The 25,752-nt window shown below is 67.4% G+C and carries 24 protein-coding genes and 1 pseudogene; 17 read left to right on the top strand and 8 right to left on the bottom strand.

The annotated features are described in order from the left end of the window. The gene (locus tag ACNQVK_RS37365; RefSeq protein WP_044514252.1) at nt 1–507 is read right to left on the bottom strand and encodes a single-stranded DNA-binding protein; all 507 of its coding nucleotides are present in this window, start codon (nt 505–507) and stop codon (nt 1–3) included. A gap of 69 nt (nt 508–576) precedes the next feature. Beyond that, entirely contained in the window at nt 577–867 is a 291-nt protein-coding gene (rpsF, locus tag ACNQVK_RS37360) for a 30S ribosomal protein S6 (RefSeq protein WP_003884149.1), read from the bottom strand. A 157-nt stretch (nt 868–1,024) separates the two neighbouring features. Between rpsF and ACNQVK_RS37355 the strand changes: the two genes are divergently transcribed. The 4 genes from ACNQVK_RS37355 (at nt 1,025) to ACNQVK_RS37340 (ending at nt 3,681) form a co-directional block, all read left to right on the top strand. After that, entirely contained in the window at nt 1,025–1,720 is a 696-nt protein-coding gene (locus ACNQVK_RS37355; protein ID WP_418033937.1) for a hypothetical protein, read from the top strand. Between the two features lie 41 nt (nt 1,721–1,761). Then, entirely contained in the window at nt 1,762–2,403 is a 642-nt protein-coding gene (locus tag ACNQVK_RS37350) for a hypothetical protein (RefSeq protein WP_418033935.1), read from the top strand. A gap of 66 nt (nt 2,404–2,469) precedes the next feature. Continuing rightward, on the top strand, nt 2,470–3,063 hold the full coding sequence (locus tag ACNQVK_RS37345; RefSeq protein WP_418033933.1) for a hypothetical protein: 594 nt from the start codon (nt 2,470–2,472) through the stop codon (nt 3,061–3,063). Nucleotides 3,064–3,084: 21 nt separating this feature from the next. Continuing rightward, on the top strand, nt 3,085–3,681 hold the full coding sequence (locus ACNQVK_RS37340) for a hypothetical protein (protein ID WP_418033931.1): 597 nt from the start codon (nt 3,085–3,087) through the stop codon (nt 3,679–3,681). Nucleotides 3,682–3,701: 20 nt separating this feature from the next. Here the strand turns inward: ACNQVK_RS37340 and ACNQVK_RS37335 are convergent, their stop codons facing one another. From ACNQVK_RS37335 to ACNQVK_RS37325, 3 genes are all read right to left on the bottom strand, one after another. Continuing rightward, nucleotides 3,702–5,264 carry a glycosyltransferase family 87 protein gene (locus tag ACNQVK_RS37335; protein WP_418034590.1) on the bottom strand — a complete coding sequence of 521 codons (1,563 nt, stop codon included), beginning with the start codon at nt 5,262–5,264 and terminating at the stop codon, nt 3,702–3,704. A 59-nt stretch (nt 5,265–5,323) separates the two neighbouring features. Further along, the gene (locus ACNQVK_RS37330) at nt 5,324–7,657 is read right to left on the bottom strand and encodes a transglycosylase domain-containing protein (RefSeq protein WP_418034588.1); all 2,334 of its coding nucleotides are present in this window, start codon (nt 7,655–7,657) and stop codon (nt 5,324–5,326) included. Nucleotides 7,658–7,892: 235 nt separating this feature from the next. Further along, the gene (locus ACNQVK_RS37325; RefSeq protein ID WP_036443617.1) at nt 7,893–8,315 is read right to left on the bottom strand and encodes a DUF5318 domain-containing protein; all 423 of its coding nucleotides are present in this window, start codon (nt 8,313–8,315) and stop codon (nt 7,893–7,895) included. Between the two features lie 69 nt (nt 8,316–8,384). Between ACNQVK_RS37325 and ACNQVK_RS37320 the strand changes: the two genes are divergently transcribed. The 10 genes from ACNQVK_RS37320 (at nt 8,385) to ACNQVK_RS37275 (ending at nt 18,472) form a co-directional block, all read left to right on the top strand. Further along, nucleotides 8,385–9,254, top strand: a complete 870-nt coding sequence (locus ACNQVK_RS37320; protein ID WP_418033929.1) for a DUF1707 SHOCT-like domain-containing protein — start codon at nt 8,385–8,387, stop codon at nt 9,252–9,254. Nucleotides 9,255–9,475: 221 nt separating this feature from the next. After that, on the top strand, nt 9,476–10,021 hold the full coding sequence (locus ACNQVK_RS37315) for a PadR family transcriptional regulator (RefSeq protein ID WP_044519009.1): 546 nt from the start codon (nt 9,476–9,478) through the stop codon (nt 10,019–10,021). Between the two features lie 57 nt (nt 10,022–10,078). Next, nucleotides 10,079–11,170, top strand: coding sequence for an inositol-3-phosphate synthase (locus tag ACNQVK_RS37310; protein ID WP_418033927.1), 1,092 nt, complete (start codon nt 10,079–10,081; stop codon nt 11,168–11,170). 90 nt (nt 11,171–11,260) lie between these two features. Next, nucleotides 11,261–12,163 (top strand): alpha/beta fold hydrolase, encoded by a 903-nt coding sequence (locus ACNQVK_RS37305; protein WP_418033925.1) that lies wholly within the window; start codon nt 11,261–11,263, stop codon nt 12,161–12,163. A 23-nt stretch (nt 12,164–12,186) separates the two neighbouring features. Further along, a complete protein-coding gene (locus ACNQVK_RS37300; protein WP_418033923.1) occupies nt 12,187–13,755 on the top strand; it encodes a GMC family oxidoreductase in 1,569 nt (522 codons plus the stop codon). Continuing rightward, a complete protein-coding gene (locus tag ACNQVK_RS37295; protein WP_418033921.1) occupies nt 13,752–14,576 on the top strand; it encodes an LLM class F420-dependent oxidoreductase in 825 nt (274 codons plus the stop codon). Before ACNQVK_RS37300 ends, ACNQVK_RS37295 begins: the two co-directional genes overlap by 4 nt. Nucleotides 14,577–14,679: 103 nt before the next feature. Beyond that, complete coding sequence (locus tag ACNQVK_RS37290; RefSeq protein WP_418033919.1) at nt 14,680–15,345, top strand: GntR family transcriptional regulator; 666 nt, start codon at nt 14,680–14,682, stop codon at nt 15,343–15,345. Nucleotides 15,346–15,390: 45 nt separating this feature from the next. Further along, the gene (locus tag ACNQVK_RS37285; protein ID WP_418033918.1) at nt 15,391–17,163 is read left to right on the top strand and encodes an ABC transporter substrate-binding protein/permease; all 1,773 of its coding nucleotides are present in this window, start codon (nt 15,391–15,393) and stop codon (nt 17,161–17,163) included. Beyond that, nucleotides 17,163–17,900: an amino acid ABC transporter ATP-binding protein gene (locus ACNQVK_RS37280; protein WP_418033916.1), complete on the top strand. Its 738-nt coding sequence runs from the start codon at nt 17,163–17,165 to the stop codon at nt 17,898–17,900. Before ACNQVK_RS37285 ends, ACNQVK_RS37280 begins: the two co-directional genes overlap by 1 nt. Nucleotides 17,901–17,989: 89 nt before the next feature. After that, the gene (locus ACNQVK_RS37275) at nt 17,990–18,472 is read left to right on the top strand and encodes a MarR family winged helix-turn-helix transcriptional regulator (RefSeq protein ID WP_090429468.1); all 483 of its coding nucleotides are present in this window, start codon (nt 17,990–17,992) and stop codon (nt 18,470–18,472) included. 5 nt (nt 18,473–18,477) lie between these two features. Here ACNQVK_RS37275 and ggh read toward each other — a convergent pair whose 3' ends face one another. Further along, nucleotides 18,478–19,818, bottom strand: a complete 1,341-nt coding sequence (gene ggh / locus ACNQVK_RS37270) for a glucosylglycerate hydrolase (RefSeq protein ID WP_418033914.1) — start codon at nt 19,816–19,818, stop codon at nt 18,478–18,480. 77 nt (nt 19,819–19,895) lie between these two features. On the opposite strand from ggh, the gene ACNQVK_RS37265 reads away from it, so the two are divergent. Further along, the gene (locus ACNQVK_RS37265) at nt 19,896–20,579 is read left to right on the top strand and encodes an SDR family oxidoreductase (protein WP_418033912.1); all 684 of its coding nucleotides are present in this window, start codon (nt 19,896–19,898) and stop codon (nt 20,577–20,579) included. A gap of 43 nt (nt 20,580–20,622) precedes the next feature. On the opposite strand, the pseudogene leuS reads toward ACNQVK_RS37265, so the two are convergent. Next, nucleotides 20,623–23,456, bottom strand: a pseudogene (leuS, locus tag ACNQVK_RS37260) (leucine--tRNA ligase). A gap of 258 nt (nt 23,457–23,714) precedes the next feature. Here leuS and ACNQVK_RS37255 point away from each other — a divergent pair. Together ACNQVK_RS37255 and ACNQVK_RS37250 are read left to right on the top strand one after the other, a co-directional pair. After that, nucleotides 23,715–24,626 carry an LpqN/LpqT family lipoprotein gene (locus ACNQVK_RS37255; protein ID WP_418033910.1) on the top strand — a complete coding sequence of 304 codons (912 nt, stop codon included), beginning with the start codon at nt 23,715–23,717 and terminating at the stop codon, nt 24,624–24,626. Nucleotides 24,627–24,684: 58 nt separating this feature from the next. Continuing rightward, the gene (locus tag ACNQVK_RS37250) at nt 24,685–25,035 is read left to right on the top strand and encodes a hypothetical protein (RefSeq protein ID WP_044514280.1); all 351 of its coding nucleotides are present in this window, start codon (nt 24,685–24,687) and stop codon (nt 25,033–25,035) included. A gap of 34 nt (nt 25,036–25,069) precedes the next feature. On the opposite strand, the gene ACNQVK_RS37245 is transcribed toward ACNQVK_RS37250, so the two are convergent. Continuing rightward, nucleotides 25,070–25,675 (bottom strand): YqgE/AlgH family protein, encoded by a 606-nt coding sequence (locus tag ACNQVK_RS37245; protein WP_044514282.1) that lies wholly within the window; start codon nt 25,673–25,675, stop codon nt 25,070–25,072. Nucleotides 25,676–25,752 lie beyond the last annotated feature (77 nt).

Below are 25,752 nucleotides of genomic sequence, written 5' to 3'. Positions count from 1 at the left end.
TCAGAACGGCGGCTCGTCGTCGGCCCCGCTGAAGGAGCCGGACGCCGGTGCACTGCCCCACGGATCGTCCTTGGGCTCGGCCTGGCGCGAACCACCGCCGCCACCACCGCCGAAGCCGCCGCCACCGCCGCCGCCGCCACTACGGCTGGCCTTGTTGACCTTGGCCGTGGCGTAGCGCAGGGACGGACCGATCTCGTCGACCTCGACCTCGACAACGGTGCGCTTCTCACCCTCACGGGTTTCGAACGAACGCTGCTTGAGCCGACCGGTGACGATCACCCGCGAACCCCGGGTGAGGCTCTCGGCCACGTTCTCGGCCGCCTCACGCCAGATGTTGCACCGCAGGAACAGCGCCTCGCCGTCCTTCCACTCGTTGCTCTGCCGATCGAACATTCGCGGCGTCGAGGCAACGGTGAAATTGGCGACAGCTGCGCCAGACGGGGTGAAACGCAGTTCCGGGTCAGCAGTCAGGTTTCCGACAACTGTGATGGTGGTGTCACCAGCCACGAGATCCTCCTGGGATAGGCATGTCCGTTTGCGCGAAGCCTACGTAGCCCCGCCGACGACTGACAGCCTTTAGTGCTTGTCGGTCCGCATCACCTTGGTCCGCAGCACGGACTCGTTCAGGTTGAGCTGACGGTCGAGCTCGGACACGGTGGCCGGTTCAGCCTTGACGTCGACAACGGCATAGATGCCCTCGGCGTGCTTGGCAATCTCGTAGGCCAGCCGGCGGCGTCCCCAGATGTCGACCTTGTCGACAGAACCGCCATCCTTGCGGACGACGTTCAGGAACGTCTCCAACGATGGAGCTACGGTGCGCTCGTCAAGTGTGGGGTCGAGAATGACCATGATTTCGTATGGACGCATTAGAACCTCATCACCTCCTCTGGTCGTGTGCGGCCACGGCGGATTCCGTGGCAGGAGGGTCGCCTGCGTCGGCAACCGGCCCAGGCTACCCGAAACCGTCCTGATCTGCGAAATCCGTATAGGGTGAGCTCCTTGGTCCTGGAGTCGAGGGGGATGCGTGAACTATCCGTACGGGCCTTACGGGCAGGGGGTCCCGGGACAACCCGGTCAACCGCAGCAGCCAGGCTTTCCCCAGCAGCAAGGCTTTCCGCCGCCCGGATATCCCCAGCAACCCAGCTACCCACAGCAGCCCGGCTTTCCGCAACAACAAGGCTTTCCGCCGCCCGGATACCCGCAGCAGGGCGGCTTCCAGCACCAGCCCTACGGTTTGCCGAGCCCCGAGCCCAGTGGTGTCACCGGCATCATCGCCGCGGTACTCGCGGCCCTGGGTGCCGTGTCAGGCCTCGGCGGCGGAGTGCTCGCGGTCATCGGCCTGGCCGCAGCAGGCACCGAGGCCAGCCTTTCCGGCGGGATGTACGCGGCGCTGATCGTCGCGATCCTGTTCAACTTCGTCTTCGGCCTGATCATCGCCGTCGGAGCGGTGCTGCTGTTCCAACGAAAGATGCTCGGCCGCTGGCTCGTGGTCGGCGCCTGCGCCCTGGCGATCCTGAGCAGCCTGATCAGCTTCGGCGTGGCTGCCGCCATGACATCCGCCGCCTACGGTTCCTACGGCGGCGGCGGCGTGTTCACATTGTTCGGCCTCGTCTTCCCCGTCGCGACGCTCGTGCTGGCCATGCTGCCGTCGACGACCGCGTGGATCAAAGCGAAGCCGAATCCGGTTGCACCCCAGTTCTACCCGCCCTATCCGGGCTGAGCTGGTAACTTCCCGAGCTACCAGGTCGTCGAGGGGGGTCCGTGAGCTATCCGTACGGGTCTTATGGGCAGGGGTTTCCACCGCAACCCGGCGGGCCGCAGCCGCCGAGCTTTCCGCAGCAGCCCTTTCCTCAGCCCGGCTTTCCACAGCAGCCCTTTCCACAGCCGCCCTTTCCGCAGCAGCCCTTCGCCGCGACGCCCCAGAAACCCAGCGGGGTGACGGCCATCATCGCCGGTGTTCTTGCCGGGCTCGGCGGCCTGGCGAACTTCGTCGGCGGCATCGCCATGGCCTTCGGACTTGCCATCATGATCGGCGCGACGACCGATGCCACCGCATCAACCGACAACCCGTGGACAGGGCTCATCGCCATCACCGTGCTGAACGTCGTCTCCGGGCTGCTGCTTCTGATCGGAACGGTGATGCTGTTGCTACGCAAGATGGTTGGCCGCTGGCTCGTGGTCGCGGGGTGCGCCGTGTCCATTCTGAGCACACTGATCAACTTGACGTTGCTGCCCTCGTTCATCGCGGACTATGAGTACGACCGTGGGGTGGGGCCCGACCTCGTAGGTGTCATGTTCGCGATCACGACGATCGTCCTGGTCCTGCTCCCGTCGACGACAGCGTGGATCAAGGCCAGACAGTATCCGGTTGCACCCCACTTCTACCCGCCGTATCCGGGTTGAGCTGACACCGGCTGATCTGCGAATGCCTCTGTGCGGACCCGCCAATCACCCAGGATCGGAGCAGCAGTGACCTCTCCCCACGGACCCCAGGGCCCGGAGTATCCCGGCGAGCCCAGCTATCCGGAGCAGCTCGGCCATCAACAGCCCGAGTATCCGCTGGGCGACACCCAACCGGATGCACCGCAGCCCGAGGCGGCGGTGTCGCCGAGCCGGGTCACGGCGATCATCACAGCCGTCCTGGCCGGGCTCGGCGCCGCGATGACCCTGGGCAACGGAATCGTCGGGCTCATCGGACTTGCCGCGCTCGCCGGCGACGCGGGCCTGCGGACGTTGGCCTTGAGGACCCCCGGCGTGCTCACACTGACGGTCCTCGCGACCCTGCTGAGCGTGGTGTGCGGGCTCCTGCTCTTGGCCGGAACGGTTACGCTGCTGCAGCACAAGATGATCGGCCGCCGGCTCATTGTCAGCGGCTGTGTGCTGATCGTCCTGGGCAGCCTCATCAGCCTGGGTCTCAGTCTCGGCGCGGCGGCCCGCTACGGCGCCCCCGGCACCAGCGGGCTGGCGGTCCTGAGTCTCGTGCTGCCGATCGCCACGATCGTGCTGGCCGTGCTCCCGTCGACCGCGGCCTGGATCCAGGCGAAGCCGACTCCCGCGCTTTGATCGTGTCTTCGAGAGGGATGTATGAACTATCCGCACGGACCTCATGGGCAGGGGTTCCCCGGACAGCCGGTCTACGGCCAGCCGCCCGGTTACCCGCAACAACAACCGGGGTGGCCACAGCAACCCGGGTATCCGGGCGGCTATCAGCCGAAGCCGCCGGGCGGTCCGAGCGGTGCCACTGGCGTCATCGCCGGGCTCCTGGCGCTGGTGGGCGGATTGATCGGTACCTGCTTCGCCGTGCTCTCCGTGATCATCATGATCATGGACGGTGAATTCGACGTCGCAGGCGCCATTTTCGGTCTGTTGGGCATTGCCTTCGGATTGACCCTCTTCATCGGAGCGATACTGCTGTTTCGGCGCAAGATGACCGGGCGCCGGCTCGTCGTCGGCGGATGCGCCGTGGCCATCTTGTTCGGTCTGGCCGCCATCGGCGACATGGTCATCGGCATCTCAGGCGAACCCAGCCGTGAGCCCGTCTCCATCGGTATCGCCGTCGTCGTGGGCATTGTCGTGCCCCTCTTGACGCTCGTGCTCGCCATGCTGCCGTCGACGACCACGTGGATCCGGGCGAAGCAGAATGCGATCGCGCCCCAGTTCTACCCGCCCTATCCGGGCTGAGCTCACACGTTCGCGCGCGGCTACCTGGAGCCCGCCAGCTCCGGCTCGGGGTCCGGCCTTGGCTCGATCCGGACGCGGTCCGCCGAGGGACGCAGCCAGTCCGGCAGCCAACGCGGCGCAGCGTCGGGCGCGCGGTCGAACACCCCGCCGGTGGGATCGTCGATGCGGCCGCCGTGCCGGACCAGATCGAGCTGCGGACGGTAGATCTGGCGAATGACCAACGCACACAACACGATCACCGCAAGGTCGCGAACCAACACCGTCGTGGTGAACCACTGTTCGGGCAGACCCTTGTTCTGTTCGCCGTACAGATAGAGCATGCGCGGCACCCACACCAGGGCGTCGATCGTCATCCACGCCAACAGGATTCGGCGATGCGGCAGGGCCAGCACCGCCAGCGGCACCAGCCACAGCGAGAACTGTGGGCTCCACACCTTGTTGGTCAGCAGGAACGCGGCCACCACCAGGAATGCCAGTTGCGCCAACCGCGGCCGCTGCGGTGCGGTCGATGCGATGTAGCCGATCGCGATACAGCAGGCCGCGAACAACACCGCGGTGACGGTGTTGAGTACCGTCGGCGGCTGCCAGAAACCGAGATCCGGATCGAAGCCGCGCCAGTCGCTGAACGACTTCACCACGTTGTAGAGCGAGTCCATGTCATCGCCGCGACGGGTGTTGAGCCGGAAGAACTCTGACCATCCCCGTGGGAAGAGCACCATGATCGGCAGATTGATCAGCAACCAGGTCACGACCGCGGTCACCGCGGCCTTACCGACCTCGCGCAGGCGCCCGGTGCGCAGCCCGAGCAGCAGCAGCGGGACGAACAGCAGCAGCGGATACAGCTTGGCCGCCACGCCGATTCCGATCAGCGCCCCGGCCCACACCGGTTTTCGCCGGGCCCATGCCAGCATCGCGCCCGCGGCGGCAGCGGTCGCCAACGCGTCGAAATTGGTGAACACCTGGAAGATCACGATCGGCGAGCCCGCCACCAGCGCGGCATCCCACACCCGCCGGCCGGCCAATCGCGAAGTGGCCCAGACCGTGGCCAACCAGGCCAGCGCCAGGCCGAAAGCCGAGATGTTGAAGAACATCACCACTTCGGCGATGAGCGGCACCGACACCAGCTTGGTCACCGCGGTGTAGGTCTTGGCCAGCGACATCGACACGTACTGGTAGAGCCCGGTCAGCACCGGATACTCCATGTAGCGGATCGCCGGGCTGCCGTCGTACTGCATGCGCGGCTTGCCCGTCGCGTCGTTCTCGACCCAGCTGGACTTGTAGGGAAACTTGCCCAGGTTCAACAACTCCGCGGTGTACAGCGGAACCGTGTCGGAGTAACACAGTTCGTAGTAGGCGCGGTTGTTCTCCCAGTTGGCCACCCGTTGGCCCGCGGTGCCGTTGCCGGTCGTCTGCAGACAGGCGGACTTGGTCGTATAACCCAACGCCAGGAAAATCACTGCGATCACGAACATCACCCGCAGCGGGGTCATGAACCGCGTCCGGCCGATCAGCGCGTGACGGCCGACGGGTCCGCCCACGGTCTGCGACAGCGCCTCCCCCAGCCGGTCATTGCGGCTGGGCATGTCTCGGTCGTCGGCGCTCCGCTGATCTTCGGCGAGCGGAGCCGGCGATACCCGGTCCGTCACGGAGGCGGCGGTGGCACCGGGACGCCCGGCGCGCCGGGCACGACGGGAGCTCCCGGCGGCGGGCCGATCGGCACGGTCGTCGGAGGCCCGATCGGGATCGTGATACCCGGGGCCACTTCGATGGTCGGCTGAATCACGGTCTCCGACGGCATCACCGCGATCGGCGGGCCACCCGGCGTTCCCGGAGCGGGCGGCGGCGGCGGTGCCTGCGGCACACCCGCGTAGCCACCGATCTCGGTCGGCTTCGGGAACGTCTCGTTGTCGGTACCTTTCAGCGCACCGTCCATGGTGGATTTCCAGATGTCCGACGGCAGTCCGGATCCGTAGACCGGCCCACCCCCTGGTGTCTTCAACGGGTTCACACCGTCGGAGGTACCCACCCAGACCGCGGTCGAAAGCGACGGCGTGTATCCGACCATCCAGGCGTCGCGGTTGTCGCCGGTGTCGCCGAGCTGGTTGGTGCCCGTCTTGGCGGCCGAGGCGCGTCCGCCGGCCAGGTTGTGCCCGCGCGACCAGCCGGCGATCGGCTGCATGGCCGCCGAGACGTTGTCGGCGACCGCCTTGTCGATGCGCTGTTCACCGTTGTCCTGGCTGGAGGCGTCGAACAACACCTGCCCCGAGGAGTTCACGACCTTCTGCACGAAATGCGGCTTGTGGTAGACGCCGGACGCCGCCAGCGTCGCGTACGCCGAGGCCATGTCGATCACCCGGGACTGGTACTGGCCCAGCACCACACCGTTGTTCGGCGGGCCGCCCTTGCCGTCTTCGGACAGCGTGTGCTCGACGCCGGGGAAGCTCTCGGCCACGCCGGCATCGTGCGCGGCCTTGGCCACGTCCTCGGGACCGTGCTCGAGCTTGAGCATCAGCCGGTAGTAGCTGGTGTTGAGCGACCGCTTGAGCGCCTCGGCGATCGAACACACCCCGCAGCCCTCACCCTCGACGTTGGTGATCTTGATGCCGTTCACCGTGACCGGCCCGCTGTCGACCTGATAGCCCAGACCGATGCCCTGTTGCAGGGCCGCGACGAGCGCGAACACCTTGAACGACGACCCGGTCGGCAACCCGGCCTGGGCGAAGTCGAAGCCGTTGGCATCCGATCCGCCGTAGTAGGCCTTGACCGCGCCGTCGCGCGGATCGACGGAGACCACCGCGGTCCGCATGTCGGGGTCCTGACCGTCCATGTACTTGGTCACCGCGTTTTCCGCGGCCTGCTGGGCCTGCGGGTCGATCGTGGTGGTGACCTGCAGACCTTCGGTGTTCAGTGCCTGCTCACTGATGTCGAACAGATCGAGCAGTTCCTTCGTGACCTGCCGCTCGATCAGGCCGTTCGGGCCGGTGGTCTGGTTCTGCTGCTGGGCCTGGTCCGGTGGCACCGTCGGCGGGAACACCAGCCCGGCACGTTCCTGGGCCGGCAGCGCGCCCATGTCGACCATGCCGTCGAGCACCCAGTTCCACCGCTCGGCGGCGCCTTCCGGATCGACCGCCGGGTCAAGTGTCGACGGCCGCTGGATCAGCGCGGCCATCAGCGCGCCCTCGGCGACGTTGAGCTGTTCGACCGGCTTGTCGAAGTACGACTTGGCGGCCGCCGCGATTCCGTACGAGCCGCGGCCGAAATAGATCATGTTCAGATACGCCTGCATCACAGCGTCTTTGGACCACTCGCTGGCCATCTTGGTCGAGATGACCAACTCCTTGGCCTTGCGGATCAAACCGCCGATGCCCGAGCGCTCGTCACCGACCAGCGCGTTCTTGACGTACTGCTGGGTGATGGTCGATCCGCCCTGCAGGTCACCGCCGACCAGGTTGTTCTTGATCGCGCGCAACAGCGCGGTGAACGAGAAGCCCGGATTGGTATAGAAATCGCGGTCCTCCGCGGCCATCACCGCGTTGCGGACGTGCTCCGGGATCTTGTCGATGCCGACGTCGACCCGGTTGCCTTCGGGCGGCACGATCTTGGCGATCTCGCTGCCGTCGCTGGCCAGGATCGTCGACACCTGGTTGGTCCGGATATCGCCGGGCTGCGGGACGTCGACGATCATGTACGCCATACCGAACGTCACGAGCGGAAGCAGGATCATCGCCACCACCGCGGCGATCGACAGACGCCGGACCAACTTCCAGTTGATGTGGAACTGCCGACCCGGACCCGGCCCGGGCGGACCCGGGGGGCCCGATCCGCGGCCGCCTCCCGGCGGCGGGGGCGGAGATTTGGGTGGCTGCGGTTTCGGCGGCGGAGTGCCGTCCATCGCCGCCCTGACCACATCGAGCGGGGCCGGCCCGCCGTCACGCACCGGCGGCAGCACCGTGGTCAGCCGATCGTCGGGCGGCACCGCCGGACGACCCGGACGACCCGCCGGGCCGTTCTCCCGTCCCGTGGGGCCGCTCTCGCGGGCCGGCGGACGGTTCTCCCGCACCGGCGGCTTGTCCAGCATCGGGGGTTTCTCCCGCGCGGGCGGGTTCTCCCGCACCGGAGGCTTCTCCCGTGCAGGCGGCCGATTTTCGCGCGCACCGAGGCGGTCAGCCGCATTACGGATGTCGTTGGCTGACCGGCTGTGGCGCCCTTCGCTATTCACTGGCCGTACGCGCCGACTTGCGCGTGCCTCGAGTGCCACGTGCCTTCGGCGGCCGAGGCGCGCCCAGGACATATGACTTGACCAAATGATTCCAACTGCAGGTGCGGCATACCTCAACCACATGGACTGCGAACTCGTCGTAACGAGTTGCCAACATCACCAGCTCCTCCGCGGTGCGCGCTGAACCCGACACCGGGCCCAGATGATCACCGAATACCCACGACACCAGCGTGAGCTGCTCTTTACGGCAGATCGGACACATCACCGAACTCTGCTTGCCGTGAAACTTTGCCGCGCGCAGCAGGTACGGATTGGCGTCACAGACCTCCGAGACGCCGGTGCGCCCCGAATAGACCTCAGCCAGCAGGGACCGCCGCCGAAGCGCGTAGTCCACCACCTGTCTCTGCAATCGCACGATGACCAGAGTACGTCGACCCCCTACGCACCGAGGCGCGACCGCGTCACAGCTCTTACGATCATCGGCGTGGCAACTCGGCAGACCTCGACGACGCGGGCCAAAGACAGCGATCGCAACGACACCTGCAAAGTGCTCGACAACGCGCTCGGTGAGGGCCAGTTGTCCATGGAAGAGCACCGCCAGCGGGTATCGGCGGCCACCAACGCCACGACCCTGGGGGATCTCGCCCGCCTCGTCGAAGATCTGCAGAACGCGGACGCGCCTGTGCAGTTGCCGACACTGGTCAAGCCCCGTGTGCCCCGTGTCCACAAGCCCGCCGGCGGCTGGGGGCTGCGGATCGCCTCGGCCGTCGTGCTGGTCCTGCTCGGCATGGGGATCGGCTGGGGTGTGTACGGAAACACCTCCTCGCCGCTGAGCTTCAACCCCGACCCGGGCGCCGTGCCCGACGGCATCGGCCCGGTGGTGCTGACCCCGCCGACGCAGCTGCAATCGCTCAACGGGGTCAAGGGACTGTTCGAGCAGATGCGCCAGAAGTTCGGCAACACAATGGGTTTCGAACTGCACATCGACCCGGACTCGGCCCTGCTCTACCGCGCGGACCCACAGGACAGCCGCAAGAAGGTCTACTACCGCTACACCGGCGGCTGGGGTGATCCCAGCACCGATCCGCGCAACGTCGAGAAGGACGATCGCCTCGTCGACCTCGCGGCATTCGATTACGAGAAGGTCCTCGGGATCATGCGGGGCGCCCCCGACACGCTCAACACCAAACGTGCCGACGTGAAGAGCACGTGGCTGCGCCTCACCCCGTCCGAAGATCCGTCGACGCCTGAGGCCATCAACATCGACGTCATCGTCAGCAGCGATTTCGGCGGCGGGACCATCAACCTCTACCCCGACGGCACCGTCAAGGGGATGTACCGCAACAACGGGTGAGCCGGGTCCGGCCGCTGAGCTGCCGTCGCCCCTTCCAGACCGCCATCGGCGCTGGTCGGGCTGCCTTCGTCACGCCGACGTGACGCTCGAGCCCGACACCCACCCCTGCGCGAATATCGGCATTCACTTGGCGCCAAATATATCGGCGCGATACAGTTTGGCGAGGTGTTGATCCGTCGTAGCGATCAATTCCATCTGATCTGTCGAAAGGGGTGATCTTGATGCTTGAGCTCGCAGTTCTGGGCCTCCTGCTCGAGTCACCCATGCACGGCTATGAGCTGCGCAAGCGATTGACGGGTCTGTTGGGGGCGTTCAGAGCGTTCTCGTACGGCTCGCTCTACCCGGCATTACGTCGCATGCAGGCCGACGGCCTGATCGTCGAGGACGCCGCACCCCTGGGACCGACCAAGGTGCGCCGGGCTCGGCGTGTCTACCAGCTGACCGATGCCGGCAAGCAGCGATTCACCGAGTTGGTCGCCGACACGGGGCCACAGAACTTCTCCGACGACGGGTTCGGTGTCCACCTCGCCTTCTTCAACCGCACCCCGGCCGAGGCCAGGATGCGAATCCTGGAGGGGCGTCGTCGTCAGGTGGAGGAACGCCGGGAAGGTCTGCGTGAAGCCGTGGCGCGGGCCAGCAGTTCGTTCGACCGGTATACCCGTCAGCTGCACCAGCTGGGCCTGGAGTCCAGCGAACGAGAAGTCAAATGGCTCAACGAGTTGATCGCAGCCGAACGTTCGGCGCAGGGACGCTCGGAAAACACATGAGCACTGCCCCGCACACGGCCCCAGGCCGAGCACACAGAACGAGTAAGGAGATCGTCCATGTCTGAGCACGCAGGAGAAATCCGGGTCGCCATTGTCGGCGTCGGTAACTGCGCATCGTCCCTGGTCCAGGGCGTGCAGTACTACCACAACGCCGACGAGAACACGACTGTGCCGGGCCTGATGCACGTGAAGTTCGGCCCGTACCACGTTCGTGACGTGAAGTTCGTGGCCGCGTTCGACGTGGACGCCAAGAAGGTCGGCTTCGACCTGTCCGAGGCCATCTTCGCCTCCGAGAACAACACCATCAAGATCGCCGACGTGCCGCCGACCAACGTGACGGTGCAGCGCGGCCCGACCCTCGACGGCATCGGCAAGTACTACGCCGACACCATCGAGATCTCCGACTTCGAGCCCGTCGATGTGGTCAAGGCACTCAAGGACGCCAAGGTCGACGTGCTGGTCTCGTACCTGCCGGTCGGCTCCGAAGAGGCCGACAAGTTCTACGCCCAGTGCGCCATCGACGCCGGTGTGGCCTTCGTCAACGCGCTTCCGGTGTTCATCGCCTCCGATCCGGTGTGGGCCAAGAAGTTCGAGGACGCCGGTGTCCCGATCGTCGGCGACGACATCAAGAGCCAGGTCGGCGCCACCATCACGCACCGCGTCATGGCCAAGCTGTTCGAGGATCGCGGCGTCACGCTGGACCGCACCTACCAGCTCAACGTCGGCGGCAACATGGACTTCCTGAACATGCTGGAGCGCTCGCGTCTGGAGTCCAAGAAGGTCTCCAAGACCCAGGCCGTCACCTCCAACCTGACCGGCTCGCTGGCAGGCAAGGTCGAGGACAAGAACGTCCACATCGGCCCGTCCGACCACGTCGCGTGGCTCGACGACCGCAAGTGGGCCTACGTGCGCCTAGAGGGCCGCGCCTTCGGTGACGTGCCGCTGAACCTGGAATACAAGCTCGAGGTGTGGGACTCGCCGAACTCGGCCGGCGTCATCATCGACGCGGTGCGCGCCGCCAAGATCGCCAAGGACCGCGGCATCGGCGGCCCCATCGAGGCGGCCTCGGCCTACCTGATGAAGAGCCCGCCCAAGCAGATCGCCGACGATGTCGCGCGCATCGAGCTGGAGACCTTCATCGAGGGCTAGTTCTCTTCTCTTTCACTCTGCGCTCAGGGCGTGTGCTTCTCGCACAATCACGCCCTGGGCGCAGAGTCGTTTACGGGTTAGGGTCCCGGTGTGGCCAACCCCCAGATCTCCGATGACGAACTACTCGGGCTTGACGAGTTCGGGCTGCTGCACGAGAACGCCGAACAGATCGGCGCGAGTGGCCCGTTGCCTGCGGTCGAACGCATCGAGCACGGGCCCATCAGCGCGCTGAAGTTCGGCACCGACGCCCCGCGGATCGTGTTCCTGCACGGCGGCGGGCAGAACGCCCACACCTGGGACACCGTGATCCTCGGCCTCGGCGAACCCGCACTGGCCGTCGACCTGCCCGGCCACGGCCGTTCGGACTGGCGCGAGGACGGCGACTACGGGCCGAAACTCAATGCGGTCAGCCTGATTCCGGTCCTCGAGAAGTACGCGGGCACGCCGCGACTGGTGGTCGGCATGTCACTGGGCGGCCTGACTGCGCTGCGGATCGCGGCAACCGACCCCCGGCTGGTCCCCGAACTCGCACTCGTCGACGTCACCCCGTCGGCACCCGAACGGCACAACGAGATGACCAAGGCCCAGATGGGCACCGTCGCCCTGGTGCAGGAGCACCGCACCTTCCCGACGTTCCAGGCCATGCTCGACCTGACCGTCGCCGCCGCCCCCAACCGCGATCCGAAATCGTTGCGGCGCGGCGTCTTCCACAATTCCAAACAACTCGATGACGGGACTTGGACCTGGCGCTACGACTCGTTCCGCAAGGGTGACGGGTTTGAGGGCCTGTGGGACGACGTGCCCTCGATCACCATGCCCACCACCCTGATCCGCGGCGCCAACTCGTTCTTCGTCAACGACGAGGATGCCGACACCTTCGCCCGCTCCGCGCCCGGCTTCCGGCGCACCCACGTCGTGGCCGACTCCGGGCACTCCGTCCAGGGCGATCAGCCGGCCAAGCTGGTCGAGATACTGCGCGGTCTCCTGGGCTGACCCGAAGCCGCGCGGACAACAGCATGACGGAATACGACTTCATCGTGATCGGAGCCGGTTCGGCGGGTTGCGCTGTGGCAGCGCGCCTCGCCGAACGCCTCCCGGAGCGCACGGTACTGCTGCTGGAGGCAGGCGGATCCGACCGCAAGCTGGCCGTGCAGGCACCGCTGGCCTACGGGTCCCAGATCGGTGGTTCCACCGACTGGGGTTTCGTCGCCGAGCCGGAACCGAACCTCTCGGGCCGGGCCATCCCCCAGCCTCGTGGCCGCGTGCTCGGCGGCACCAGTTCCATGAACGCCATGGTGTGGGTCCGCGGCACCCGGTCCGACTACGACGATTGGCAGCTTCCCGGATGGTCCTGGGATGACGTCGCCCCGGTGTTCCGCCGCATCGAATCCCACTATCTCGGCGGACCCGACCACGGCACCGACGGCCCGGTGCGCGTCACCCGCGCCGCCAACCCCGACGACACCTCGACCCGGTTCGTGGCCGCGGCCCGGGCCACCGGACTGGCCGCCAACGAAGACGTCGGCGGCCCCGATCTGGACGGCGCCGCGATCTCACCGGTGACGGTGTGGCAGGGCCGGCGGTTCAACACCGCCCGCGCCTACCTGAACCCGGCCCGGCACCGGGCCAACCTCACGGTGCTCACCGGCACGCTGGTACAGCGGATCGTCCTCGAGGGCGGACGGGCCGTGGCCGTGCAGTACACCCGCCGCGGTGGTGACCACATCGCCAGGGCCAGACGCGATATCGTGCTCAGCGCAGGGGCATTCGGTACCCCGCAGCTGCTACAGCTGTCGGGTATCGGGCCCGCCGAGCACCTGCGCACGGTGGGGATCAGCCCGCTGATCGACAGCCCGAATGTCGGCAGCAACCTCACCGATCACCCTGCGACGTTCATGAACTGGGAGTTGGCACCCGGGTTCCGCGGCCTGGCCGACGCCGCGAATCCCCGCTGGCTGCTGCAGTGGCTGTTCCGTCGCACCGGCATCCTGGCCAGCAATCTGATGGAGGCCGTCGCCCACATCCGCACCGCACCGGAACTCACCGCCCCGGACTTCCAGCTCATCTTCGCGCCCATGTATGCGAGCGGATTCGACGTCGACCGCTACCCGCGGCCGGCGATCAGCATCCTGCAGTCACTGTGGACGCCGGCCAGCCGCGGCAGCGTATTGGTCCGCTCCGCCGATCCCGCTACCGCTCCGGCCATCCGGCTCAACACCTTCGACGATGCCGCCGATCTTGAGGCCTTCGTACGGGCGGTGCGCCGCACTCGCGAGATCGTCGCGACGGCACCGCTGGCGCAGGCCGTTGCCACCGAGATCAACCCCGGCCCCGGAGTGCACAGCAACGATGAACTGCATCGCTGGATCCGCGGGAACGTCTGCGTGACAGGGCACCCGGCGGGCACGGCCGCCATGGGGTCCGGCGACGACAGCGTGCTGGACGAGAAGCTGCGGGTCCGTGGCGTTTCGGGACTACGGGTGGCCGACGCCTCCGCGCTGCCCCGCATACCGCGGGCCAACACCAACGCGCCGGCCATCATGATCGGCGAACGCTGTGCCGAGTTCATCGAGCAGACCGCGTGAGTAGGCTCGGAAATGTGAGCCATCCCATACGCATCGGTGTACAACTGCAGCCGCAGCACTCCCCCACGTACAGCCATATCCGTGATGCGGTGCGCCGCTGCGAGGACATCGGCGTCGACATCGCCTTCAACTGGGACCACTTCTTCCCGCTTTACGGCGATCCCGACGGCGCGCACTACGAATGCTGGACGATGCTGGGCGCCTGGGCCGAGCAGACCTCGCGCATCGAGATCGGCGCACTGGTCAGTTGCAACTCCTACCGCAACCCCGAACTGCTGGCCGACATGGCCCGAACCGTCGACCACATCTCCGACGGCCGGCTCATCCTGGGCATCGGAAGCGGTTGGAAACAAAAGGATTACGACGAATACGGGTACGAATTCGGCACCGCGGGCGGCCGGCTGGACGACCTGGCCCAAGCGCTGCCCCGCATCGAGGCCCGGCTGGCCAAGCTCAACCCGGCGCCCACCCGGGAGATCCCGATCCTGATCGGTGGCCAGGGCGAACGCAAGACCCTGCGCCTGGTGGCCGAACATGCCCACATCTGGCATGCGTTCGTCGACCGCAACACCTACCCCGGTAAGGCAGCGGTACTCGCCGAGCACTGCGCCACCACCGGCCGCGATCCGTCCACCGTGCAGCGCTCGGCCGGAGTGCAGGAGACCGGCGGGATCGACGCCATGCTCGCCGAGGCCGACGCGCTGGCAGATCTGGGGGTCAGCATCGTCACCGTCGGCGTCAACGGACCGGACTACGACCTGACCGCCGCCGAGGCCCTGTGCCGGTGGCGCGACGGGCGGCGCGCAAAGTTCAGCGGATGAGCTGAAGCCACTCGCATCACCCTTTGGAGCCACCCATGAGAAACTTGCGCAACAACAACGCACGGGGGGTGTGCGTCCCAACTCAAAGGGGGAGTTACCGAGGGTGCCGAAAAACTACGGCGTCAAGGAGAAGGACCAGGTAGTCACGCACATCATCAATCTGGTGATGACAGGCAAGCTGCGCTCCGGGGACCGCATCGACCGCAATGAGATCGTCCGTGACCTCGGGCTAAGCCGCGTCCCGATCCAAGAGGCGGTGGTCCAGCTCGAGCACGACGGAATCCTGTCGACGCGGTACCACCGCGGCGCATTCGTCTCCCGATTCGACGAGGCGACGGTGGCCGAGCACCACGAGCTGTACGGGATCCTCAACGGCATCGCCTCGGCTCGCTGCGCCACAAACCCCACCCCGCGCATCATCGGCGATCTCGAAGACGCGTTGCGCGTGATGCGTTCAGCAAAGGACACCAAGACCTTCCAGGAGGCGTGCTGGGTGTTCCGGGACTCGATCAACGACGAGTATGCCGGACCGCGCCTGCACGCCACCATCCGTGCCGGCAAGAGCTTCGCACCTTCGGAGTTCTGGATCAGTTACCCGAAGGCCAAAGCCGAGTTTCTCGCCGGCTACGAAGAGGAGACGGCCGCCATTCGCGCCCGTGATCCCGAGGCTGCCCGGAAGGCCTGCACCGAGCGCGCCGAACGCATGGCGGAGATCATGATCGCCGAGCTCACCCGGCGCGGAGTGCTCGGCGACTTGCGGTCCCCTTGAGCGGAATCCCTCAACGTCGGGCGTCCGCCCACTAGGTTGCAACAGATGTACGCCAGACGATCGGCCGCGCTGCTGACCACGGTCCTGATCCTCCTCGGGCTGGTGTGGGCGGCACCGGCCGGCGCGGACGTCGACCAGTGCGCGCCCCCCGGTGTGGACAGCGCCAGTGCGCTGCCCACCAACCTGGCCGCCGCGGCCACCGGGCCCGGCGCCGACAAGTACACGACCGCCACCGTCGCCCCGTTGAACACGATCCGGGCCGAAAACCTCGGCCTGGGAACCCCCGGCGTGCTCACCGTCGGCACGCTGTCGGACGCACCGCCCAGCATCTGCATCAACTCGGCCGGACAGTTCACCGGTTTCGACAACGAGCTCCTGCGCGCCATCGCCGACAAGCTCGGCCTGCGGATCAACTTCGTCGGCACCGACTTCTCGGGCCTGCTGGCCCAGACAGCTTCCCGGCGCTTCGACGTGGCGTCCTCGTCGATCACCACCACCGACGCCCGCAGACGCACCGTCGGCTTCACCAACGGCTACGACTTCGGTTACTTCTCGCTCGTGGTTCCGACCGGTTCACCGATCACCGGATTCGGCCAGCTCGCCGCCGGACAACGCATCGGGGTGGTGCAGGGCACGGTGCAGGAGGCCTACGTCATCGACACGCTGCACCTGCAGCCGGTGAAATTCCCCGACTACAACACCGTCTACGCCAGCCTCAAGACCCGCCAGATCGACGCCTGGGTCGCACCGTCGCAGCAGGCCTCGGGCACGGTGCAGCCCGGTGACCCGGCGCAGATCATCGAAAACACCTTCAGCCTGGACAATTTCGTGGCGTGGGCGGTGGCCAAGGAGAACCAGCCGCTGATCGACGCGCTCAACTCCGGACTGGACGCCGTGATCGCCGACGGCACCTGGGCCCGGCTGTACTCCGACTGGGTGCCGCGGGCACTGCCGCCCGGCTGGAAGCCCGGCTCCAAAGCGGCACCCGTTCCCCAACTTCCCGATTTCGCCGCGATCGCCGCCGCCAAGGAGAAACCCGCCGCCGGGGCCCCGGTCGCGCCCAAATCGACACTGGCGCAACTGGCGGACTCCTTCCTGGACTGGGATCTCTACAAGCAGGCCATCCCCGACCTCCTCCGCACAGGCCTGCCCAACACGCTCATCCTGACCGTGTGCGCCAGCGTCATCGGGCTGGCACTCGGGATGGTCCTGGCGGTGGCGGGCATCTCGCGGTCCCGGTGGCTGCGATGGCCGGCCCGGGTGTACACCGACATCTTCCGCGGACTGCCCGAAGTGGTGATCATCCTGCTGATCGGGCTGGGCATCGGCCCCGTGGTCGGATCGCTCACCGGCAACAGCCCCTACCCCCTTGGCATCGCGGCGCTCGGGCTGATGGCAGCGGCCTACGTCGGGGAGATCTTCCGCTCCGGCATCCAGAGTGTCGAGCCCGGGCAGCTGGAAGCCTCGCGCGCCCTGGGCTTCAGCTACGCCTCGTCGATGCGCCTGGTCGTCGTGCCACAGGGCATCCGGCGGGTGCTGCCGGCACTGATGAACCAGTTCATCTCGCTGCTCAAGGCCTCGTCGTTGGTGTACTTCCTCGGGCTTGTGGCCAGCCAGCGCGAACTGTTCCAGGTTGGCCGAGATCTCAACGCGCAGACCGGAAACCTGTCACCGCTGGTGGCCGCCGGGCTGTTCTATCTGCTGCTGACCATCCCGCTGACCCATCTGGTGAACTTCGTCGACAACCGGCTGCGCAGAGGTCGCCCGCCGGCCGAGGAGGATCCCCTGCCCGCGGCGACCAACCAGGAGATGATCTGATGCCGGCACCACAGCCAGTCGCGCTGGCCGCCAAGGACATCCACCTGTCGTTCGGGCCCAACGCGGTGCTGCGCGGGGTGGATCTGGATGTGCCCGCCGGCACCACGACGGCCATCATCGGCCCGTCCGGCTCCGGGAAATCGACGCTGCTGCGCACGCTCAACCGCCTGTACGAACCCGCCAGCGGCGACATCCTGCTCGACGGCCGCTCGGTGCTGGCCGACAATCCCGACCGACTGCGCCAGCGCATCGGCATGGTCTTCCAACAGTTCAACCTGTTCCCGCACAAGACCGTTCTCGACAACGTCACCCTTGGCCCGCGCAAGCTCAAGGGGCTCAGCACCGACCACGCCCGCACCCTGGGGCTCGAGCAACTGGAGCGGGTCGGTCTGCGGCACAAGGCCGATGTGCGTCCGATCACGCTGTCGGGCGGCCAGCAGCAGCGCGTCGCGATCGCGCGGGCGCTCGCCATGGCGCCCGAGGTGATGTTCTTCGACGAGGCCACCTCGGCGCTGGACCCCGAGCTCGTCAAGGGAATCCTGGAGTTGATCGCCGAGCTGGCCGCCGAGGGGATGACGATCCTGGCGGTCACCCACGAGATGGGATTCGCCCGTTCCACCGCCGACGCGGTGGTGTTCATGGATCACGGCAAAGTGGTCGAGTCGGGTGCCCCCGACCAGATCTTCGAGGCGGCAGAGACAGATCGCCTGCGCCGCTTCCTGTCGCAGGTCCTGTGAGGGCAACACCGCGGGGATGGGAAACCCTCTGCGCCAAACCCCCACAAGCTGCCGACCTGGCAGCCTCAGACAGGTTAGACTAGCGAATTATGGTGGAGCCCGATTCACAGGTCACAGAGCTGGCCGGGGAGCTGCAACGCGTTCTCTCCAAGGTGTTCTCGGTGCTGCGCCGCGGTGATACCAACAAGGGCACGGCCGGAGAGCTCACGCTGGCCCAGCTCTCGATCCTGCTCACCCTGCTCGACCAGGGCCCGATCCGGATGACCGAACTGGCCGCCCGCGAGCGCGTCCGCACCCCGACCACCACCGTGGCAATCCGCCGGCTGGAGAAGCTGGGCCTGGTCAAGCGGTCGCGCGACCCCTCCGACCTGCGGGCCGTCCTCGTCGAGGTCACCCCGCGCGGTCTGGTGCAGCACCGCGAATCGCTGGCCGCCCGTCGGGCCGACCTGGCCGCCCGGTTGGCCAACCTCAGCCCGGAAGACCTCACCACCCTCGCCACCGCTCTGGCCCCGCTGGAGCGGCTGGCCAGCCAGAACGAGCAGACCCAGCCCGCTCACGCCAAGTCGGAGTAGCCGGGCTATCCCAACCAGTCCAGCACCGCCGCGGCGGTCCACGACTGCTGCATGCTGCCGAGCGGCTCGCCGGTGAACGGCTCGTAGTACTCGGCGAACGTCCCGTCGCTGGCCTGACGCAAGCCTTCCCGACGGAGCGTCGAGGCGCGTTCGGCCCAGCCGCGCCGGGCGAAGCACCAGGAGAACAGCCAGGTCATCACCGGCCACACCGGGCCACGCCAGTACTCACGCGAGCGGAAATCCCGCGACACCGGCGAGGTCGACGGGATGAGCGAATACCGCAGGTCCGGATGCCCGCAGAAGCGCGGACCTTCCAGCAGCCGCAGCAGTGCGCGTTCCCGCTCGTGCGGCAGCCCGCCGCACAGCAGCGGGGCGAACTGCGCGACCGTCTCCGTTGCCACCCACTTCTTCGCGCGGACGTCGTAATCCCTTGCCGCACCGCTACGTTCATGGGCGGTCTCGACCACCCCGACCCGGAAGCGCTCCGCCCAGGAGTACAGATCGCGAACATCGGCATTCGGGCGCTTGTAATCCTCCCCGATCTCGGCGAGCACCTGACAGGCCACCGAGAAGATCGCGGAGACGAACACGTCCTCGACCGCGAAGCTCATCACCTTCGGGAGCAGATCATCGTCGTAGCGAACGGATTTCATCTCCTCGAGCAGCCACAGATACCGGTCGTACTCGAGGTCACTGGGCCGCTGCGTGGCGTCGGTGATGATCGCGTTGTCCTCACGCTGGTACTCCGGCACGCTGCCGGGAACCACGTTGGCGTAGGCGCTGTCCCAGCGCGGTGAGTTGTCCATGCCGGACTCCCACCCGTGATACAGCGTGATGCGGCCGCGGCCGTCCTGATCCCGCGTCTCGGCCAGCCAGCGGTGCCAGCGCACCAGGTCCGCCCACCGCCGATCCAGGAAGCTCGCCGCCACCGCCCGGGTGGACCGGCCACGGCTGCGCGCGTGGTCGAGGATGCGCTGCACCGCGATCGCGTGCACCGGCGGCTGCGTGATGCCGGAGGTGTGGCGGACCCGCGGCGCATTGGCCGCCAGGGCCGACGTGGCCCATCTGGCCGGGCCGGGAAAGTAGCCGTCGACGCCGTTCGCGAACACGATGTGGGGAATCATCCCGTTGCGCCACTGCGCCGAGAGCAGGGTGTCCAGCTCCACCACGGCGCGCTCGACGCTGAGCGGGGCGAGCCCGATCGAGACGAACGCCGCGTCCCAGCTCCACATGTGCGGATACAGCAACGGCGCGGCAGTGGTCATCACACCCAGGTCGTTGCCGCGTAACAGGTACGCGGCCCGCGCGGCGAGCTGGGTGGGAGCGAAGCTGGGGTCCGGTGGCATCCCTACCATGATGCGTCGCCGCGCCCCGGTCCGCAGGTCGGCCCCGTGCTGTTGAGCGTCACAGTAACGTTGCAGTCGTGCCGTCTGCATTGATCACCGGAGCCGCTGGCGGCATCGGTTCGGCCATCGCCGCCGCCCTTGCTCCCACCCACACGCTGTTTCTGGCCGGGCGCCCGTCGGCCCGCCTCGATGCGCTCGCCGAACGCCTCGGCGCGCCCACCTGGCCGCTGGACCTGACCGATGCCGATTCGATCGAATCGGCCACCGAGGTGCTCGCCGAGCTCGATGTGCTGGTGCACAACGCCGGCGTCCTCTACCCGGGCCGGGTCTCCGAATCCATCGCCGAACAGTGGCGGGCATCCTTCGAGGTCAACGTCACCGGCGCGGTGGCGCTCACCCTGGCCCTGCTGCCGGCACTACGGGCCGCCCGCGGACATGTCGTCTTCATCAACTCCGGTGCCGGACAGAAGGTTTCACCGGGCATGGCGTCCTACTCGGCAAGCAAGTTCGCGCTGCGGGCGTTCGCCGACTCGCTGCGCGCCGATGAGCCGTCGTTGCGGGTCACCTCGATCTTCCCCGGACGCACCGACACCGAGATGCAACGCGACCTGGTGGCCTATGAAAGCGCGGTGAGCGACGGGTCCGGGGAATACGACCCGGCGAGATTTCTCAAGCCCGAGACGGTCGCCGGGCTGGTGGCGACGGCTGTCACCACCCCGCCCGACGGTCACGTACACGAAATCGTGGTCCGCCCAGGGTGACCCGTCTTGGCCGTACGGGCGACGGCCAGAACTCCACAGATCGCTAGACGACGAGGTTGACCAGCCGGCCGGGCACCACGATCACCTTCTTGGGTGTGGCGCCGTCCAGGAAGGCCTGCACCTTCTCGTCGGCCAGCGCCGCGGCCTCCAGCGCCGCCTTGTCTGCATCGGCGGCGACGGTGATCTTGCCGCGCACCTTGCCGTTGACCTGAACCGGGAACTCGATGGTGTCGTCCACCAGGTACTGCGGATCGGCCACCGGGAACGGCCCGTGTGCCAGCGGGGTGTCGTGGCCCAGCCGCTTCCACAGCTCCTCGGCCAGGTGCGGGGCCAACGGGGCCACCATGAGCACCAGCGGTTCGATGGCGGCGCGGGCCGCCACCCCCTCCTTGGTCAGGTGGTTGGTGTACTCGATCAGCTTGGCTGCCGCGGTGTTGTTGCGAAGCGCCGCATAGTCTTCGGTCACCCCGGCGATCGTGCGGTGCAGGATCTTCAAGGTGCCGGTGTCGAGTGCCTCGTGGGCGCCGACGCGCTCGGTGCCGGTTTCCTCGTCGACGACCGCGCGCCACACCCGCTGCAGGAACCGGTACGCACCGACGACGTCCTTGGGCGCCCAAGGGCGCGAAGCCTCGATCGGGCCCATCGACATCTCGTAGACCCGCAGGGTGTCCGCACCGTACTCGTCGCAGATCTCGTCGGGTGAGACGGAGTTCTTCAGGCTCTTGCCGATCTTGCCGAACTCCTGGTTGACCTCAGCATCCTGGTAGTAGAACTTCCCCTCGCGCTCAACGACTTCGGCCGCAGGCACATAGCTGCCGCGGGAGTCGGTGTAGGCGAAGGCCTGGATGTAACCCTGGTTGACCAGGCGCCGGAACGGCTCGCTCGAGCTGACGAAGCCGAGGTCGAAGAGCACCTTGTGCCAGAACCGCGAGTACAGCAGGTGCAGCACCGCATGCTCGACGCCACCGACGTACAAGTCGACGCCGCCCGGATCATTCGGCCCGTGCTCAGCCGGCGCGGGCCCATCCAGTAGGCCTCGTTCTCCTTGGCGCACAGCTCTTCCGAATTGAGCGGGTCGGTGTAGCGCAGCTCGTACCACGAGCTGCCCGCCCACTGCGGCATCACGTTGGTATCGCGGGTGTAGGTCTGCAGCCCGTCACCGAGATCCAGCTCGACATGCACCCACTCGGTGGCCTTGCCGAGCGGCGGCGACGGTTCACTGTCGGCGTCGTCGGGGTCGAACGACACCGGCGAGTAGTCCGGGATGTCCGGAAGCTCGACCGGCAGAGCCGATTCCGGCAGCGCGTGGGCGCGGCCCTGGGCGTCGTAGACGATCGGGAACGGCTCACCCCAGTACCGCTGCCGGGCGAACAGCCAGTCCCGCAGCCGGTACTCGATCCGGGCGCGGCCGCGGCCGTCGGCCTCCAGGTGTCCGATGACGACGTCCTTGGCCTCGGCCACCGACAACCCGTTCAGGTAGTCGGAGTTGACCATGGTGCCGTCACCGTTGTAGGCCGCCTCGGTGATGTCGCCACCGGCGACCACCTCGATGATCGGCAGGCCGAACTGAGTGGCGAAGTCCCAGTCCCGCTGGTCACCACCCGGCACCGCCATGATGGCTCCGGTTCCGTAACCGGCCAGCACGTAATCGGCGATGAACACCGGAACCTGCTGTCCGTTCACGGGGTTGGTGGCATAAGCACCGAGGAACACACCGGTCTTGGTCTTGTTCTCCTGACGCTCCAGATCCGACTTGGCAGCGATCCCGGCCCGGTAGGAGGCGACGGCCTCGCCCGGCGTCGCCGCACCGAAGGTCCACCGCGTATCGGTGCCCTCGGGCCAGGCGTCGCCGACCAGCGCATCCACCAGATCGTGTTCAGGAGCCAGCACCAGGTAGGTGGCGCCGAACAGGGTGTCCGGGCGGGTGGTGAACACCTCGACATCGCCTGCGGTGGTACCGAATTCGACTGAAGCACCGGTGGACCGGCCGATCCAGTTGCGCTGCATGCTCTTGACCTTGTCGGGCCAGTCCAGCACTTCCAGGTCGTCGAGCAGCCGGTCCGAGTAAGCGGTGATGCGCATCATCCACTGCCGCAGGCGCTTCCGGAACACCGGGAAGTTGCCACGGTCACTGCGGCCGTCGGCGGTGACTTCCTCGTTGGCCAGCACGGTGCCCAGGCCCGGGCACCAGTTCACCATCGAGTCGGCGCGGTACACCAGCCGGTAGCCGTCCACCACATCGGCGCGCTCGGCCGCCGACAGCTCGGCCCACGCCCTGCCGTCATCGAGAGGCCTTGCCCCGGATTCGAATTCGGCGACCAACTCGGTGATCGGCCGGGCCTTCTTGGCCGCGGTATCGAACCAGGCGTTGTAGATCTGCAGGAAGATCCACTGCGTCCACTTGTAGAAGTCGACATCGGTGGTGGCGAAGCTGCGCCGCGAGTCGTGGCCCAGGCCGAGACGGCCCAACTGCCGGCGGAAGTTGACGATGTTGGCCTCGGTCCGGGTGCGCGGGTGCGTTCCGGTCTGCACGGCGTACTGCTCGGCAGGCAGGCCGAACGCGTCGAAGCCCAGCGCGTGAAGCACGTTGCGTCCGGTCATCCGGTAGTACCGGGCGTAGACGTCGGTGGCGATGTAACCCAGCGGGTGCCCGACGTGCAGGCCGTCACCGGACGGGTACGGGAACATGTCCTGGACGAACATCTTGTCGGCGGGCACCGCCGAGCCGTCCTGCGGTGCCAGCGAGCCCACCGGATTGGCCACGTTGAACGTTCCGAGGTCCGACCAGGTCTGCTGCCAGGTGCGTTCGATCTGGCCCGCCAGTTCCGCGGTGTAGCGGTGCTGCGGGGTGTCTTCTCCCGCACGCGAGGAGGACAAATCACCTTCTGAAGGCCCTGGCTGGGACGTGGTGGCGGGTTCGATCACGACGTTCAGGGTATAAGGCCACGGTTTGAGCAGCTCACCACCCGTCTGACGCTTCCGTTGGCCACGGCTTGGTATCGGTTGCGTCGCGGCTCTGTCAGGGGTTGATTCCAGGTCGGTTGAGTTGCTGGTGGCGGGCGGTGACCCGTGGATAGTCTCGGCCTCTAGTGAAGGTTGCCCTGGTGAGGGCACGGTTTGCGGAGGGAACGAGTGATGATCGAGTTGGCCCGCCGGTGGCGGGTTCTGGCAGCAGGCACGGCCGTCGGAGTGGCCGGGGTTGTCGGCCTTGCCGGTCAGCCCGCGGCAGCCGAACCCCTTGTTCCGGCGCCCGGCGTTCCCGGCCCGGTGACGGTGACCCAGACCGTCACGGTCGCCCCCGCCGCCGCTCCGGTTGCTCCCGCGCCGGCCGCCCCCGGCGTCCCGGGTGGGGCCGTCGCCCCGGGCGCGGCAGCCAATGCCGTACCCGCCGTCGCCGCACCGGCCGCGCCCGCACAGACCATCACCCCCGCCACGTCCGGCACCTTCGCCGAGTTCTTCAAGAGCAAGGGCGTGAAGATGGAGCCGCAGGCCAGCCACGATTTCAAGGCGCTGAGCATCGTCCTGCCGCTGCCGTCGGGCTGGACCAAGGTGCCCGACCCCAACGTGCCCGACGCCTTCGCGGTGATCGCCGACCGCGCCAGCACCGACCTGTACACCCCCAACGCACAGGTTGTGGTCTACAAGCTCGTCGGCAGTTTCGATCCGGCCGAAGCGGCGAGCCATGGCTTCGTCGACACCCAGCAGTTGCAGAACTGGCGTCCCACCGACATGGCCATGGGCGACTTCAACGGCTTCCCGTCAGCTTTCATCGAAGGTAGCTATCTGTCGGGGAGCCAGATGCTCAACACCTCACGCAGGCACATCCTGGCCACCGCCGGGCCCGACCACTACCTGGTGTCGCTGTCGGTGAACTCGTCGGCCGCCAACCAGGGTGTTTCCGCGGCTGCCGACGCCGCCGACGCGATCGTGTCCGGCTTCAAGGTCAGCGCTCCGGCCCCGGCGGCCCCCGCGCCGCCAGCTACCCCGGCCGCCCCCGCGCCGGCCCCGGCGCCGGGTTTGCCCCAGCTCCTGGGCCTGCAGGGCTGAATCACGAGGGCCCTCCCCGACCTCGCTTTCCTGACCGGCGCCTCGTATTGTGTGGCGCATGCTGATCGCCGCGCTGCTGTGCCTGAGCGCCGCCGTCATCGTCGGTGTGTTCGGGCTGTGGTTGTTGACCAGGCCTCGTACCGGTGATCCCGTGCGCTCGGTCCTGAGGGCTGTGGCCCCGACCCAACTGGCCGCCGCGGTGATGCTCGCCGCCGGTGGCGCCGCCGCCCTGGCCGCCGCGCCCCACACCGGCCTGATGGTCGTCATGGTGTGCATCATCGGGGCCGTCGCAACCGTGGCCGCCGGCTGCTGGCAGAGCGCCAAGGCCGTCGCGGCAGCGGAGGCCGGTTCGGCTTCGGGTGCGGGCTGTGCCGGCTCGTGTGCCAGCTGCACCCTGTCCTGCAAGTGATGGATTGCAAGTACGCGGACTGCAGGTAGTCCCGCTAGTTGCGGCTCACGTCGATCGGATGGGTCGCCAGTAGCGACATCGGCAGCGGCTGACGACGCAGCACCCGGCCCCACAGATCGATCCGCGGCTCGATCAGCACATCCGATGGCAGCGCCGAGAGCACGATCCAGTCGTCACGTTCGATCTCGCCGTCGAGCTGACCGATGGTCCAGCCGGAGTACCCGGCGAATATCCGCACACCTTCGATGACCGGGGCCAGCGTGTCCGGGTCGGCGTCGAGATCGACCATCACCACCCGGCCCTGCACGTGCCGCAGCCCGGGAACACCCTCGGCCTGCATGCCGACCCGCAGCGTCGCCAGGCACAACGCCGAGTCCCGCTTGACCGGACCGCCGATGAACATGGTCTTGGGTTTGTGGGTGAGCTTCGCCCACTGCGGCAGCACGTTGTAGACCGCTGTCTCACTGGGCCGGTTCAACACGACACCGAGGGTTCCGCCGGCGTTGTGCTCGACGATGTAGATGACGCTGCGCCGGAACGTCGGCTCCAGCAGATCGGTATTGGCCAGCAGCAGCGTGCCCGGTCGTACCCGGTGCGCCGCAGGCGCGATGAAATCCTCCGGATCTTCTGAGTGCGCCACGCCCTACATCATGGCACCGCAACTGCCCAGAGGTGGCGAACAAGCCCGGGCGCGGTCGGATTTCGGCTCAGCTTTGT

Source organism: Mycobacterium sp. 134 (assembly GCF_048282715.1).
Classification (GTDB): domain Bacteria; phylum Actinomycetota; class Actinomycetes; order Mycobacteriales; family Mycobacteriaceae; genus Mycobacterium; species Mycobacterium septicum.
Note: the sequence above shows the minus strand (reverse complement) of the source record. Positions and strands in the feature narration are given on the sequence as shown.